The organism is Parvularcula oceani (assembly GCF_000733125.1).
In the GTDB taxonomy this organism is placed as follows: domain Bacteria; phylum Pseudomonadota; class Alphaproteobacteria; order Caulobacterales; family Parvularculaceae; genus Parvularcula; species Parvularcula oceani.
The window spans coordinates 1-14,754 of the sequence record NZ_JPHU01000002.1; the positions used below are offsets into that span (position 1 = coordinate 1).

The window sequence follows — 14,754 nt, forward strand, 5'->3', positions numbered from 1 at the left end:
TGCCCCGCCGCGAACCCAGCCCCCGGCGAAAGCCGTTGCGGCAGGCGCGCGAAGCGGCCTCGGCGACACGCGGCTGCCGCGACGCCGCAAGAGCCGCCGGGCACCGTGCAGGGCAGCCGCCCTACGGGCCCTGTAGGGTGGATCATGATCCACCATCCGGCGGCGGGGTCCGTGGTGGATCACGATCCACCCTACGCGCATCTCGGTCGCGCTATCGCTCCGCTACATGAGCGCACTTCAGTCGCGCTACCGCTCCGCCACATGAGCGCGGAGGAGCCCCGCCACCCGCGCTTCGAGCCCCTCCGGCGGGTCTTGGACCGCGAGCAGCTCGTCCCGCCCGCGCTCGCCTCTTTCGATCGAGAGGGAGGATTTCGGCACGCCCAGCGCCTTCGCCATCTGCTTCAGCACGGCCCGGTTCGCCCGCCCGCCCTCGGGCGGCGCCGTCACCCGGACGATCAGGCGCGGCGGCCGGCCTCCGCGCCGGGATCATGCGTGCCGCCGACAGAGGGCGCGGCGGCGTTCGGGGTGACGCGGAGGGGGATGTGCATGAATGAAATTAGCCCAGACCGGTTTCTCCTGTGACAAAACCTCAGAAGCTACTTAGCGAGTGTTGGGCTGATTTGATACTGATCTATATATAACGCTTAGCCCACACCCAAACCTCATGGCAGTAAGCCAACGATTGCCTCCATCTCGTCCACCCAAATACTCATACGGGTTTCACCCAAGGCGCCTACATTCTCTGTAGGGAATGTGTATAGTCTCGAATCATCAACGTTGACTTTACTTTTGAGCTTTATAGCCGCCTCCTCTGAGCGGTGTGCAATAAAGTTCCGGTAGTGCCGGAAATCGTCAAGAGCCCATGGAGTTTGCCCAAAAAGAGTCGATACGTCGTTTGCCACTTGGGGCGCCATTAAGTTCGTGAAACTGATACACTCCTGAGGTATCGTCCAATTCGGCTCCCGGCGGGCTCGAGCGCCGCGATTAAGATACTGTCGGAGAACCGCATTTGTATGCAAGCGCCGTTGCTGACGACTTGGCCTATGAGCCACTGCAGCTTGATGTAATAAATAGGATCTTACAAGCTGCTCCCATCGGGCAAATGTCTCAATCTCTAGAGCATGCCGCACAAGCCGATCATGTCGATCCGCCCCGTTCAGGCTTTCAATTTCATCAGAAAGCTTCTTGATAACACCGAATATTCGTAAATAATTATCGGGCACATCAATTCACAAGGCTTGCCAAATGCTGAAAGCGCGACAAGCGTTGAGCAAGACGTTGAGTTGATGATTTCGAATTGATCACAAATCGGGCATGGGGACCGTCGGCTTCGTTGTTCTCAACCGCAACTGCAACTTTACGAAGAGCATCAATAAGCTTATCGTCATCTATATCCTTGAAGGATTCTATAGGCGCGGCCTTTGCCTTTTCATTCTGCGAGTTCTCCGGTAGGTACCCAAATTTTGCCGACACGACGTAGAACAATATCAAGAAGTTTGGAGCATCGAAGAACGTTGTTTCCGACAGATCATATTCATACACTTTCTTTATATGGCCAATCATCTCATCAAATTTTTCCCTGTATGATTCGAAATAATTCTCGTCCTCCTTTGTCTTTGCCCTGTAAAACGCATCAATTTTTTGCTCTCCCCCATCTTGAATCCCCGAGATCAATGCCCTCATCAACTCAGCAACTAGAGTGTTGTCCTTCATTCGAACAACGTCACGAGTAGTCAGTATATGGTTATCAGTTATGAATCCGCGGTAGGCTTGAGCTAAATTCCATACCGCCCACTTTATTGGCTCAGAGTACTTAGCATGCCTCAATTCAGGCGGCGTTACCTTCACACTATACGAGTTCAGCCTCGCAAATACCTCTAGCACATCCTCGTCTTTTGCGTTGATAAGCTGAACCGTTGCGATTTGATAAGAGAGAAACTGTTCCTGCTCATCATCGGTTAATGAACTATACTTTTTACCAGAGAAGTCATTACTCTTTGTTGACAGCCGTAACTTGTCTGACGCAAAGTCCAGTATGGCTTTCAATCGCTGCTGCCCATCAACAACTTCTCTTATGCTAACCTTCTTTTTTGTATCTACCCGCGTTCTTATATAGACTTGTGGTATACTGAGACCTTTGAGTATTGTATCGATTAAGAACGTCCGAGCTGCCGGTGTCCAAACATCTCCACGTTGAAAATCTGGGGACAGTTCGAGCATGTCTTTTTCATGCCATTCAACAAAATCAGCAATAGTATAAGTCTGCTGAGACGATCCAGCCATAAACTTTCCCTTCGTATTTATTTCCACAACGGTCGGATCGAAAGCTCAGCGCGCCTACTGCGATTGATTGAGTGCTACAGTCTGATTCCGAATCCACAGCAACATACGCTGAGTCTTATCACCCCGCCACATCCTCAGCCGTCACCGTCTCCTCCTCGGCGCGCTCCTCGCTCACATAGAGCCGCCCGCCGACCTCCGCATATTTCGCGCTCATGGTCTCCATGCCGCGCTGGCGCTCGGCCTCGGACATCTCCTCCAGCGCGCGCTTCTCGTTGTCGCCGAGGCCTGCGGAGTAATCCCGCACGTCCTGGGTGATCTTCATCGAGCAGAATTTCGGGCCGCACATGGAGCAGAAATGGGCGGTCTTGTGCGCCTCCTTCGGCAGGGTCTGGTCGTGGAAGTCGCGCGCGGTCTCGGGGTCGAGCGAGAGGTTGAACTGGTCCTCCCAGCGGAACTCGAACCGAGCGCGGCTGAGGGCGTCGTCGCGCAGGCGGGCGGCCGGGTGGCCCTTGGCGAGGTCGGCGGCATGGGCGGCGAGCTTGTATGTGACGACGCCGGTCTTGACGTCGTCGCGGTTGGGCAGGCCCAGATGCTCCTTGGGCGTCACATAGCAGAGCATGGCCGTGCCGAACCAGCCGATCATGGCCGCGCCGATCCCGCTCGTGATGTGGTCGTAGCCCGGCGCGATGTCGGTCGTCAGCGGGCCGAGCGTGTAGAACGGCGCCTCGCCGCAGACCTCGAGCTGCTTTTCCATGTTCGCCTTGATCTTGTGCATGGCGACATGGCCCGGCCCCTCGATCATCACCTGGCAGCCATGCTTCCACGCGATCTTGGTCAGCTCGCCCAGGGTCTCGAGCTCTGCGAACTGGGCCCGGTCATTCGCGTCGGCGGTCGAGCCGGGGCGCAGGCCGTCACCCAATGAGAAGGTGACGTCGTAGGCGCGCATCAGCTCGCAGATCTCCTCGAAGCGAGTGTAGAGGAAGCTCTCCTTGTGATGGGCGAGGCACCACTTGGCCATGATCGAGCCGCCGCGCGACACGATGCCGGTCACGCGGTCCGCCGTCAGGTGGATGAAGGGCAGGCGGACCCCGGCGTGGATGGTGAAATAGTCCACCCCCTGCTCGCACTGCTCGACCAGCGTATCCATGAAGATGTCGAAGGTGAGGTCTTCGGCGACGCCGCCCACCTTTTCGAGCGCCTGGTAGATCGGCACGGTGCCGATGGGCACGGGCGAGTTGCGGATGATCCATTCGCGGGTGTTGTGGATGTTGCGCCCCGTGGAGAGGTCCATCACCGTGTCCGCGCCCCAGCGCGTGGCCCAGACCATCTTGTCGACCTCTTCCTCGACGGAAGACGCGACCGCGGAGTTGCCGATATTGGCGTTGATCTTGGTCAGGAAGTTCCGGCCGATGATCATCGGCTCGGCCTCGGGGTGGTTGATGTTGGCGGGGATGACCGCGCGGCCGCGCGCGACCTCGTCCCGCACGAATTCGCCGGTGACGAATTCGGGCAGCTCGGCGCCGAAGCCCTGGCCGTCGCGAAGGGTTTCCGCGGCGGAGGCGAGCGCTTCCTGCCGGCCGAGATTCTCGCGGATGGCGATATACTCCATCTCGCGCGTGACGACGCCGGCGCGGGCATATTCGAGCTGGGTCAGCGGGCCGTCGCCGGTCTTGCGCAGGGGCGCGTTGCGGACGGGGAATTCGCGGGCGAGATATTTGCCGGCGGCGCCGCCATTGTCCTCCGGCTTGACCTCGCGGCCGTCATATTCGGCGACGCCGCCGCGCCCCTCGATCCAGGCGGTGCGCTTGCGGGCGAGGCCGGCCTCGACGTCGGGGACGAAGCCTTCTTCGGTGTAGGGGCCGGAGGGGTCGTAGACCGGCAGGTCCGGCTCATTCGCGCTCTCGTGCACGGAGATGTAGCGGACGGGGGCGGCGACGTCCTCGAACCGGGCGGAGCGGACATAGCGCTTCTCGCTGGCGGGCAGCGGGCCGGTCGTGACCTTGGGGGTGGCGAACTCGCTCTGATGGGTGGGCTTGTTCATGGTCGTGTCTCCTCTTTCGAGGGGACGCGCGGGAGGGGAATGCCCTGTCGTCCGCCGTCCCTACGCCGGTGTCAGCCGGATCAGGTTCGAAGGGTAGCGTCTCAACCCCGCTCATCGGGGTGCCCCTCGGCTGATCGCAGGCTAGTGGCGCGGGGAGCGTCCCGCAAGGACGTCGTCAGTCAATCGGCGGAAGGCCTTGGCGAGGATGCGGGCGGTGCGGCGCCCCTCCTCCACCGGCAGGCCGTTCGGCGGCCAGGCGGGCGTGTTGGCGACGTCCACGATATAGATGCGGCCGTCATGCCGGTCGCGCAGGACGTCGAGCACGCCGTAATCGAGGCCCATGGCCACGCAGAAGCGCCCGATCTGCGCGATCTCGTCAGCGCTGAAGACCTCTTCGGCCTCATGCGCGGTGACGGAGGTGTTCTCGGCCGCCGCGAAGCGCTTTACCTCGGGCCGCCGCTTGACGAAGACGAGCGGGACGGCGCCGCCGCAGACATAGGTGCGCAGGTCGCGCGCCTCGCCGTCCTTCACCGTGTCGACGAGGCGCTCATAGACGGCCTCGCCGCGCACCCGTTCGGGCGGCAGCGGCCCCTGAACGATACGGCCGTCATGCCGGTAGTTCTCGTCGGATTTCTCGACAAGCGGGCCGTCATGGGTCAGCGGATCGACGGCGAGGGCGTAGCCGAAGACCTCTTCGAAGACCTGCTCGACATGGCGCTTGGAGATGTCCTCGCAGGCGCGGTTCAGGATCGGCACCCCGCCTGCGACATGGGGCATGTCGCCCTCGCCGAAGCGGATGGCGAGGTCATGGGGGGCGCCGTCCGCCGCCTCTTCGGCCGTCACGATCCGGTCGCCATTGAGGGCGCAGAACAGCGTCAGGGCCTGATAGATGGAGGGGCTGCGCGGGGTCGTCAGGATGCGAAGGCGCGGCGCGACCCGTTGGCGCAACGCCGCGGATAGCGGCTCGACATAGGGCGCGACCTGGCGCCCGCGCCAGCGCATGCGGCCGACGGCCCCCGGTGCCTGCTGCAACCCCTCTAACCACGTCTGTGGCATCATGGCCCCTACTGCGCTGGCCCGGCGCCTTTGCGGCGCGAGGTCAATTCCAGTGAGGGTAGGTCAATCCGCGGCCGCGTCGAGTAACAAACCGATGAATTCCGAGAGGGTCTCGCGGTCGAGCCAGCGGACCACGGCCACGAGGTCGTGCTCGTAGTCGATGAAGACCATGTTCGTCCCCGCGCCGAGATAGGCGACCGCGTCCTCGCGCGCCGCGGGGAAACGCTCCTGCCCGGTGTTGAGGAACCAGTTCATGTAGCCATAGCCGGGCTCGGGTCCGGTCGGGGTGGTCGCGCGCTCGACCCAGTCCTCCGACAGGATGCGCTCGCCGCCCCATTCCCCGCGCCGAAGGCCCAGGAGCCCGAGGCGCGCGAGGTCGCGGGCGGAGACGAACATGCCGCCGCCCCAATGGCCGCCGCCGGAGACGACCTCGACCGGCTCGCCGCCAAGGTCGATGGTGGAGTTCTCGTAGCCCTCCCAGTGCCAGTCATCCGAGGCGCCGATGGGATCCATCACCCCCTCCTTCAGAACCTCCGGCAGCGGACGGTCCCAGAGATGGGTCAGAGCGAGCGCCAGCGCGTTGACGCGGACGTCGTTATATTCCCAGTGCTCGCCCGGCTCGGGCGGACCTGCGGCGAGGTCGGACCAGGGTTCCTCGCCCTGCGGGCGGTCGGCCCACCATGGCTTGCCCCAGAGCGTGCCGATCCAGCCGGAGGTCTGGCGCAGCATCTGATCCCAGGTGATCGGCCGGTTGTGCGGCAGGGCGAAATCCTCCGTTGGCGGATCGATGGTATCGAGCATTGCGGTGTCCGGGTCGAGCATCCCCCGGTCGAAGGCGAGCCCCGCCATATGCGAGAGGAAGGTCTTGGAGATCGAGAAGGTCATGTCGACCGCGTCCGTCTCGCCCCATTCGGCGACGATATAGCCGTCCTTCAGGATGATGCCGTTCGATGCCGCGCGCGGCTCGAAGGGACCGATGGGCGAGGAGAAGGGCTCGCGCGCCCAGGTCAGCGGGACGGTCAGCGAGAGGTCGCGGACATCGGCGACCTCCGCCAGCTCGGGCGGGAACTTGGTCTCGTTCTCGACGGCGAAGTCGATGGCGGCCTGGAGCTTTTCGGGGTCGAGGCCGAGGTCTTGGGGCGCGCGGGTGTCCCAGGCAGGATGGGGGCCGGGGACGTAGCCCGTCTGCGCCTGCGCCGTGCCGAAGAAGAGCACTGTTGCTGCCAAGAGAATCCGCATCCGTCCGCTCCGTCGCTGTCGCGGCATCCTTCTGGCAGTCGCCGGATGCGAAGGCACGGGAAAGGTTCAGCGTTTCCCGTGCGAAGCGGAGGGGTTGCCGTCCTGCCCGCGTCGCCGCAGGCTTGCAGCGGAACGGGGGCGAAGATGATCTTGCGATTGGCGGCAGCCGCGTTGTTCGGGATGGTACTCGGCGCGGGCGGGGTCTTGCTGGTGCAGGACATGCGCGCGGGAGGGGCCGGGGCCGAGGGGGCCGAGGCCGCGCTTGGGCGGGACCTGCTCGCGGAGGTGCAGCCCGCTGCGGGAGATGCCGAGGCTGCACCGCTCGTCGCGGTCGAGGCGGACCGAGCCGATGCGGGGCCCATCGAGGACGCGGTCGAGCCGAAGGAGGCGGCGGCCTGCGACGAAGCCTGCGCCGCCGACCTTGCCGACCGTTGGATTGATGGCAGGTTGGAGGAGGAAGGGAGCGAACGGCTGATGCGCAACCTCCAAGGCGTCGCTGCGGCGATCAGCGGGGACCGGAACCGACTCAGCCGATTTCTTGGCGTGGTCAGTCGCCAAACGGATCCGCCGGAGGAGTGGAGCGAGGAATTGCTTCTGCTCGAAGCGAGTCTCTCACCACCTGCCAAGCGCGAAATGGTCGAAATGATGGTCCGGTCACCCGAAGAGACAATTCGCGCACGCGGCATCTGGGCCTTGCCGTTCGAATGGTGGAAGAACCCGCAGGACATCGCGCTCTTGGAGCGTCATCTGACGAGCGAACGGGGCGGTCCTGCCCTTATGGCCGCAATTCATCAGATACAGTATCTCGATCCCAGCCTTCGTTCCCGGGGAATGCAAGCGACGCTGCGAAGCCATGCGCAGCATCATCCGGAGCCGCAGATCCGTGCCGCTGCGTTCGGAACGGTGCTGAGCCACGAGGTACGACCAAGTGCGAGTACAGGCTTGGCCGAGAACGCGCTAACCGACCCCGCGCCGGAAGTCAGACTCGCCGCCGCCTACTATCTCTATCCGGTGGGAGATCGTCCCGAGGATGAAGCTTTGCGGACCGATCTGCGCTCGATCGCGAAAAGCATCGCTGATGACCCGAAGGCCAATGCGCACCTTCGACTTCAGGCGCTCAGCCTTCTCATCGATGGACCCTTCGTGATCCAGCACTAGCCCTCCCGCGCCCTCAATGCCCCGTATCCGTCCGCCCCGTGCGGACGCGGTAATCGGCGGCCACGGGGTAGTCCGGATCGTCCGGCAGGGTGTCGATCAGCTGGCCGGCGGTCGTCAGGAGCCTGCGGCAGTCGGGGCTGAGATGGCGCAGGCGGAGGTCCTTGCCGCGGGCGGCATAGCGGCCAGCGAGCGCATCGATGGCGGCGAGGCCTGAATGGTCGGCGACGCGCGCCTGCTTGAAGTCGATCACCACGTGCTGGGGGTCGTCCTTGGGATGGAAGAGATCGCCGAAGCTCTGCGTCGAGCCGAAGAAGAGCGGGCCCGCCACGTAATATACCTTGGCGTCATCCTCTTCCTCGGTCCTGGCGATGTGCATGTGGGTCGCTTGCTTCCACGCGAAGACCAGCGCCGAGATGACGATGCCGACGACCACGGCGACCGCCAGATCCTCCATCACCGTGACGACGGTGACGGCGAGGATGACGAGCGCGTCGGATTTGGGCACGCGGGCGAGGATCTGGACCGACTTCCACGCGAAGGTGCCGATCACCACCATGAACATGACGCCGACCAGCGCCGCGAGCGGGATCTGCTCGATGGGGCCGGAGGCGAAGAGGATGAAGGCGAGGAGGAAGAGCGCGGCAAGCGTGCCGGAGACCCGCGTGCGGCCGCCCGATTTCACGTTGATCATGGACTGGCCGATCATGGCGCAGCCGCCCATGCCGCCGAAGAAGCCGGTGACGACGTTCGCGGCGCCCTGCGCCACGCATTCCTGGCTGGCGCCGCCCTTCTCGCCCTTGATCTCGCCGACGAGGTTCAGGGTGAGGAGCGACTCGATCAGGCCGATGGCCGCGAGGATGACAGCATAGGGCAGGATGATGCCGAGCGTTTCGAGGTCGAAGGGCACGCCCGGAATGTGGAAGGGCGGCAGGCCGCCCTTGATGCTGGCGAGGTCGCCGACGCGCGGCACGGGCAGGTCGAAGCCGATGACGAGCCCCGCCACGACGCCGATGGCGGCGAGCGGCGCGGGAATGATTCTCGTCACCTTGGGCAGGCCCCAGATGATCGCCATCGTCAGCGCGACGAGGCCGAGCGAGAGATAGAGCGCGGTGCCGGACATCCATTCATGCCCCCCTGCCCCGTCAGAGACCTGGAACTGTTCGAGCTGGGCGAGGCCGATGACGATGGCGAGGCCGTTCACGAAGCCCAGCATGACCGGATAGGGCACCATGCGGATGAACTTGCCCCAGCGCATCAGGCCCGCGCCGAGCTGGATCAGCCCCATCAGGACCACCGTGGCGAAGAGATATTCCACGCCATGGGAGGAGACGAGTTCGACCATGACCACGGCCAGAGCGCCGGTCGCCCCCGAGATCATGCCGGGACGCCCGCCGAAGAGCGCGGTGATCAGGCCGACGATGAAGGCGGCATAGAGGCCGACCAGCGGGTTGACATTGGCGACCAGCGCGAAGGCCACCGCCTCCGGCACCAGGGCGAGCGCCACCGTCAGGCCGGACAGGGTCTCGGTCTTGAAGGTGGCGGGCGTGAGGCTCCGCCACTCCTTGGCGGTGCGGTCGGCATAGCCGCGAACGGCCGAGAAGCCGTCCGCGAACAAGGTCGCGGTCGTGTTGCTGGTCATGGCGGTCCGGGCTTGGGGAAAGAAACGATCCGGCCGCTAGCGCGTTTTGTGCGATGCAGCAAGGGCGCCCCCGAAGGGGCGCCCTTCTTCAGGCGCCGACGAACTGGCCCAGGATCGCGCCATAGGCGGCGACGGGCGTGACATAGGCGACCATCAGAAGCAGCGAGCCGAAGACGGTGCCGAAGTTCCAGCGGTTCGAATTGGATGTACGCATCGGGGTCTCTCCTTGTGTTCTGCGTCGAGGAGAAGATGCGCGCCCCGCGTGTGAAGCACCGTTTGAACGGGTGTGGAGATGTCGCGCGAAACCGTGGAATTCACGTGGCGAGGAAGCGCTCGATCGTCTCGATCATCACGCGCGAGGCCGGCTCCCGCGACAGCGGCAGGTGGCTGTCCGTATCGAGCCCGACGAAACGCGCGCCGGGAATGCCGGCGGCCAGCGCCCGCCCCGCCGCGAATGCGACCCGCCTGTCGCGCCGGGCGTGCATGACGAGCGTCGGCGCGCGGACCTCGGACAGCCTGTGCCGCACGTCGATCTCGGAGAAGGCCTGCAGGAAGCGGACGGCGTTTTCCGGCGAGGTCGTGCGGCGCTGGAAATCGTCGAACCACTGGAGCTCCTCCTGCGTCGCCGAGGGCATGAAGGCCTGGGAGAAGATGTGCCTGTAGGCGGGATTGTTCCGTCCCCAGCCGGTCTCTGTGAGGACCATGATGGCCTCGGCCTCCCGCGCCGCCTCGGGCGTGGCCGTGAAGCGCCAGCCCGCCGCATAGCCCCCGATCAGGATGAGGTGGGAGACCCGCTCTGGGTGCCGCACGGCGTATTCCACCGAGACGGCGGCGCCCTGGCTGATCCCGAGAAGGGCGAAGCGCTCGGCGCCCGCCGCCTCGACCACGGCTTCGAGATCGGCGACGAAGGTGTCGAAGGTCAGCTCGGGCACATCCCAGTCCGACAGGCCGCAGCCGCGCTCGTCATAGCGCAGGAGGCAGTGGGCCTGCGTCAGCGCGTCGAAGATGCCCGACCAGACCGGCGCGTCCCAGTCGAGCTCCAGATGGGTGAGCCAGTTCGCGGCCTTGACGATGCGCGGGGCCTTCGCCTCCCCCATCTCGGCCCAGGCGAGGGTGACGCCGCCGGGCGCGGTGCAGAAATGGGTCCGCTGCCGCTCGAGAAGGCGGCGCGACAGGGTGCGCGGGTCGGGCGCGGGCGGAGGGCCGGCCGGCGGCGTCGCGGCCTCATCGAGCCGCAGCCCTGCCGTGCGGAAGCGCGTATCGAGCATCCCGGCCAGCGCATCGGCGTCTTCTCGCCGCCCGAGGCGGCGCCGCGCCTCGAGCGCGGTCCTCGCGGCCTCGTCGCTGTAGGGCGCGGCCCAGAGCCAGGCATCGGCCCAGCACAGGCGCTCGTCCGGCGGCATCAGGGGATGCCGGGCCAGAGCGGCCGCAAGATCCCCCCTCAGCCGGTCGAGCGCCGCCCTCTCGGCCGTCAGCCAGGCATGGAAGCTCTGCGCATCGGGAAGATCGCAGCCTGCCAGGAGAGGCTGGCTCGCGCTTTCGAAGGCCGTGCGCAGATCCTCGATATCGGCGGCGCTGTCCGCAGCGACCTTGCGGATCGAGAAGAGATCCACCTCGTCCCGGGGCGCAAGGCACAGGACGACCCGCTCGCGATCCGCGCGGAGGCGCTGCCGGCCGGCCCCGTCGACCACCCCGCGCAGCTTGCTGAGCGACCAGCGCAGCGCACCGCGCGGATCGTCCGGCAACTCCCAGAAGAGCTCGCAGAGCCGGTCCCGCCGCTGCGGACGGCCGGTGAGAAGAAGATAGGCGAGGAGCGCGCGCGTCTTGCGCGATGGCGGCAGGCCGAGAGGCGCGCCTCCCGCACTCACCGCGAGCTCGCCCAATACCGTGAAGGTCCGTTCTTCCATGGCGCCTCTCCGCGCGCCCCGGCACACGATCATCGCGGCTCGAAGGCCGTCTGGCCAGTGAATTCCGCTGCGGAACGGAAGCGCAGTCGCCTCCTGTACTTAGCTTGGCAGGAGGGGCTCAGGACCTGCGGAGGCTGCGCTCATCGCTGGAAGGCGCACGCTTTCGCGAGTACTGTCCTCCGACTGCCGTCCGGGGGGCTGGAGGAGAGGCGAGGCAGGCCGCGGGTGAGTTCTTTGCAGATGTCCTTCAAGAACGCTCGGCGGGCGCTGAGCGTGATCGGCCAGGAGCAGGCGCTGCGGACCCGGCTGTTCGCCGTCTCGCATCTCCTCGCGGGGAATTTCGGCGCGGCGGGCCTGAGCCTCCTGACCACCGCCTTCGCCGCGCGCACGCTGGGCCCGGCCGCCTATGGGACCCTCGCCCTCGTCACGGTCTACGTCCAGACGATCGAACGCCTGTTGAGCTTCCAGACGTGGCAGCCGCTGATCCGCTATGGCGCAGAGGCCGAGCGCGCCCAGGACTCGGCCGATTTCAGGACCATCGTCAAATTCGCCTTCCTGCTGGACCTGTCCACGGCGGTGGGCGGCTTCGCCCTGGCGGTGACGCTCGCATTGATGGGGCAGAGCCTGTTCGGCTGGAGCGAGGAGATCTCCCGCTATGCCGTGGTCTATGCGGCGACGCTCCTGATCGCGATCAACGGCACCCCCGTCGGCGTCCTGCGGCTGGCGGGCCGCTTCCGGGCGGTCGCCTATGTGCAGGTCGTCACCATGAGCCTGCGGGTCGTCCTGTCGGCGCTTGGATATCTTCTCGGCTGGCCGCTCATGGCCTTCGTGCTGATCTGGGCGTCCACGCAGGCGCTCGGCGCGGTCCTCCTCCTGGCCGCGGCGGGGCGGGAGCTCGCCGCGCGGCAGTGCCTCGGCTTTCTGCGCGAGCCCATGGTCGGGCTGAGGCAGCGCTTTCCCGGCATCTGGCGCTTTTCCCTGGTGGCCAATTTCGGCCTGACCCTGCGGGCGAGTTCCCAGCAGGTCGACGTGCTGCTGGTCGGCGCGATCATCGGCCCGGCGGCGGCCGGCTTCTACCACATCGCCAAACGGGTCGCGAAATTCGCCGAGCAGGCGGGCGGGCAGCTGCAGGTCGTGGTCTTTCCGGAGCTCGCGCGCCTCTGGGCGGCCGGCGAGCGGGCCGCGTTCCGCCGCGCGGTGGTCCAGTCCGAAATCCTCATCGCGGCGGCCTGCGTTCTCGGCGTCGGCTTCGTCCTGGTCGTCGCCGAACCCGCCATCGTCCTGTTCGCCGGGAACAGCTTCGCGCCCGCAGGAAGCCTTCTCAAGGTCCAGATCGTCGCCATCGCGCTGTTCCTGTGCGGCACGATCGCCCGGTCGGGCCTCCTGGCGCTGGGGCGGGAGACGGAGATCTTCTGGATCTCCCTCGCCGGAGCCGGCGTCTTCTTCGCCGCGGCGCCCCTCCTCCTGCCGCGGATGGGCGCGATGGGCGCCAATGTCGCGCATGTGCTTCAGGGCCTCGTCTGGCTGATCAGCCTTTCGGCCGCCTTCCTCCTCGCCCTGCGGAGGACGGAGCGCGCCGCCGGTCCGGGGCCCGGCTGAACGCGCGTCAGCGGTCCTTGCGGACCCAGAGCTCTCCGGATCCGTAGCGGTCGGTGACGGAGAAATCCGGCACCTGACGATAGCCGTTCTCGCGCGCGAAGCGGCGCATCGGCGCCTCGATCTCGGGCACGAAGCCCAAAAGCAGGGCGGCGGGCGGGTCGGCGGCGAGGAAGGCTTCGACGTCGGAGGGCGCGGTGGTCACATAGCGCGCCCGAAGCTCGGGCCTCAGAAGATCGCCCGTGCGGTAGGCGAACTGGCCCGTGGCGAATTCGGGATAGACCGGCAGGCCCGCTTCGAGCGGATAGACCGGCAGGAGAGTGGCGACGGGCCCTGCCTGCCCCTCCGCTTCGATGGCGCGGCGCAGGGCCACGCCTTCCGCGTGGATGCGGTTCACCGTCCAGCCCGAAGGATCGGCGAGCGCCGGCGCGGCCAGAAGAAGGCGCGGCAGCCCGAGCGCGAGGCCGAGGAGGAGAACGCCGGTCATGACCTGCGCGGGCACGGCCTTTCCGGCAAGGCCCAGGCTGCGCCAGAGGATCGCGGCGAGAAGGGGCAGAACGACGAGCGGCGGCGCGAAATATTGCGGGAAGGACGGCGTGGGCAGGAACGCCATTCCGAGCGGGATCAGGAGGGCGATCAGCAAGAACAGGACGCAGCGCTCTTCCTGCCCGAAGCGGAAACGCCCCCTCTGCGCGGCGAAGAGGACGAGCCCGATCACGCAGAGCGCGAAGAGGAGGAGGTTGGCGCCCGATCCGTAGACGTCATAAGCCAGGAAGACCTTTCCGGACAGCGACAGGGCGAGGCCGGGTTCGGTTTCCGCCGCCCCGGCCCACCAGTCCCTGTGCGGACCGGTGTGATAGGCCACGACATTGGCCCAGAAGGTCGCCGGGCCGCGCAGGACGAGCGGCAGGAGCGGCAGCGCCCCGGCCAGCCCGCCCAGCGCCAATGGCAGGGTCACCCTGCGCAGGCGGTCCGCCGCGCCCAGTCCTGCGGGCAGGAAGAGGCTGCCGAGCGCGGCCGCGAAGGCGAAGGCGACCGCATTGACCTTGAACAGGATCGCCGCCGACAGAAGGATGCCGGCCACGAAGACGAGGCCGGACCGGGGCATTGAAGGGGCGCCCCCCGCCGCAGCCCCCTGCGGGCCGCCCGCCCCCAGCACGAAGAGCGACAGGCCCGCAAAGGCGATCGGCAGCGGCAGGATGTTGTTCGTCGCGGTGACGCCGGAAACGCCCATGAGATAGTCGTTCGTCAGTATCAGGATCACGAGCGCGGCGCCGAGCAGCGCGCTGCCGCCGAAGCGCCGTCCGGCCCAGAAGACGAGCCCTGCGAACACGATCCAGGCACAGAAGACGGCGAGGCGGGCGGGCAGCAGGACGCGCTCGCCGCCAAAGGGCAGCGCCGCGGCGCGGAACAGCCAGGCCGAGGCGGGCGTGTGATTGTAGAAGACGTCCTCGTAGAGGCGCATCTCGTCCAGCAGCACGGCCGGCGGCGCATAGAGATGCTCGTCATTGCGCATCTCGAAGGTCATGATCCGCAAGAAGACGCCGAGAAGAACGAGCGCGGCGGCGGCGGCGAGCAGCACGGCGCCGATCCGCCCGCCTGCGCGGATGGATGACGGGCGCAAAGGCGCAGCCTGCGCGGCGGCGATGGTCACCTCTCCCCTTCCCCCTTCGCATGCCGGCCGCGCCGGGAGGCCGGCCGGGTGCGCCCCGACCCTAGGGAAGGAATTTACAGCCCGGCAAGCGGGACGGGCAGTCCGCTCTCTTGCCTAAAGCCGCCGAAGAGGGGACACTCTGCCCGGGGGCCGGTTCGGGGACCGGCTGAAGAGAGAGGGG

General features: G+C 66.2%; 11 protein-coding genes and 1 riboswitch. Of the genes, 2 read left to right on the forward strand and 9 right to left on the reverse strand.

Annotated features, from left to right (window positions below; genetic code table 11):
* Positions 1-246: 246 nt before the first annotated feature.
* The 5 genes from IE88_RS0102365 to IE88_RS0102395 form a co-directional block, all read right to left on the reverse strand.
* Positions 247-447, reverse strand: a complete 201-nt coding sequence (locus IE88_RS0102365; RefSeq protein WP_051881408.1) for a DUF167 domain-containing protein — start codon at positions 445-447, stop codon at positions 247-249.
* Positions 448-1,224: 777 nt separating this feature from the next.
* Positions 1,225-2,283: a DUF262 domain-containing protein gene (locus IE88_RS17760; protein ID WP_081871381.1), complete on the reverse strand. Its 1,059-nt coding sequence runs from the start codon at positions 2,281-2,283 to the stop codon at positions 1,225-1,227.
* 118 nt (positions 2,284-2,401) lie between these two features.
* Positions 2,402-4,324: a phosphomethylpyrimidine synthase ThiC gene (thiC, locus tag IE88_RS0102385; RefSeq protein WP_031549737.1), complete on the reverse strand. Its 1,923-nt coding sequence runs from the start codon at positions 4,322-4,324 to the stop codon at positions 2,402-2,404.
* A gap of 40 nt (positions 4,325-4,364) precedes the next feature.
* A riboswitch (TPP riboswitch) is annotated at positions 4,365-4,461 on the reverse strand.
* A 4-nt stretch (positions 4,462-4,465) separates the two neighbouring features.
* Positions 4,466-5,383 (reverse strand): hypothetical protein, encoded by a 918-nt coding sequence (locus IE88_RS17035; RefSeq protein WP_156032315.1) that lies wholly within the window; start codon positions 5,381-5,383, stop codon positions 4,466-4,468.
* A gap of 60 nt (positions 5,384-5,443) precedes the next feature.
* On the reverse strand, positions 5,444-6,619 hold the full coding sequence (locus IE88_RS0102395) for a serine hydrolase domain-containing protein (protein WP_036766474.1): 1,176 nt from the start codon (positions 6,617-6,619) through the stop codon (positions 5,444-5,446).
* Positions 6,620-6,763: 144 nt separating this feature from the next.
* Here IE88_RS0102395 and IE88_RS0102400 point away from each other — a divergent pair, with 144 nt between their 5' ends.
* Positions 6,764-7,777, forward strand: coding sequence for a hypothetical protein (locus tag IE88_RS0102400; RefSeq protein ID WP_031549741.1), 1,014 nt, complete (start codon positions 6,764-6,766; stop codon positions 7,775-7,777).
* 13 nt (positions 7,778-7,790) lie between these two features.
* On the opposite strand, the gene IE88_RS0102405 is transcribed toward IE88_RS0102400, so the two are convergent.
* From IE88_RS0102405 to IE88_RS16195, 3 genes are all read right to left on the reverse strand, one after another.
* Complete coding sequence (locus IE88_RS0102405) at positions 7,791-9,416, reverse strand: SulP family inorganic anion transporter (protein ID WP_081871382.1); 1,626 nt, start codon at positions 9,414-9,416, stop codon at positions 7,791-7,793.
* Between the two features lie 88 nt (positions 9,417-9,504).
* Positions 9,505-9,630: a hypothetical protein gene (locus IE88_RS18805; protein ID WP_272945591.1), complete on the reverse strand. Its 126-nt coding sequence runs from the start codon at positions 9,628-9,630 to the stop codon at positions 9,505-9,507.
* A 100-nt stretch (positions 9,631-9,730) separates the two neighbouring features.
* On the reverse strand, positions 9,731-11,323 hold the full coding sequence (locus IE88_RS16195; RefSeq protein ID WP_036766475.1) for a bifunctional AfsR/SARP family transcriptional regulator/alpha/beta hydrolase: 1,593 nt from the start codon (positions 11,321-11,323) through the stop codon (positions 9,731-9,733).
* 225 nt (positions 11,324-11,548) lie between these two features.
* On the opposite strand from IE88_RS16195, the gene IE88_RS0102420 reads away from it, so the two are divergent.
* Complete coding sequence (locus IE88_RS0102420; protein ID WP_162178287.1) at positions 11,549-12,922, forward strand: lipopolysaccharide biosynthesis protein; 1,374 nt, start codon at positions 11,549-11,551, stop codon at positions 12,920-12,922.
* 7 nt (positions 12,923-12,929) lie between these two features.
* On the opposite strand, the gene IE88_RS0102425 is transcribed toward IE88_RS0102420, so the two are convergent.
* Entirely contained in the window at positions 12,930-14,573 is a 1,644-nt protein-coding gene (locus IE88_RS0102425) for a hypothetical protein (RefSeq protein ID WP_031549745.1), read from the reverse strand.
* Between the last annotated feature and the right edge of the window lie 181 nt (positions 14,574-14,754).

Coding starts and splice junctions, on each gene's coding strand:
- IE88_RS0102400 (WP_031549741.1), top strand. CDS start 6,764: ATGATCTTGCGATTGGCGGCAGCCGCGTTGTTCGGGATGGTACTCGGC.
- IE88_RS18805 (WP_272945591.1), bottom strand. CDS start 9,630: ATGCGTACATCCAATTCGAACCGCTGGAACTTCGGCACCGTCTTCGGC.
- IE88_RS0102395 (WP_036766474.1), bottom strand. CDS start 6,619: ATGCGGATTCTCTTGGCAGCAACAGTGCTCTTCTTCGGCACGGCGCAG.
- IE88_RS0102405 (WP_081871382.1), bottom strand. CDS start 9,416: ATGACCAGCAACACGACCGCGACCTTGTTCGCGGACGGCTTCTCGGCC.
- IE88_RS17035 (WP_156032315.1), bottom strand. CDS start 5,383: ATGATGCCACAGACGTGGTTAGAGGGGTTGCAGCAGGCACCGGGGGCC.
- IE88_RS16195 (WP_036766475.1), bottom strand. CDS start 11,323: ATGGAAGAACGGACCTTCACGGTATTGGGCGAGCTCGCGGTGAGTGCG.
- IE88_RS17760 (WP_081871381.1), bottom strand. CDS start 2,283: ATGGCTGGATCGTCTCAGCAGACTTATACTATTGCTGATTTTGTTGAA.
- thiC (WP_031549737.1), bottom strand. CDS start 4,324: ATGAACAAGCCCACCCATCAGAGCGAGTTCGCCACCCCCAAGGTCACG.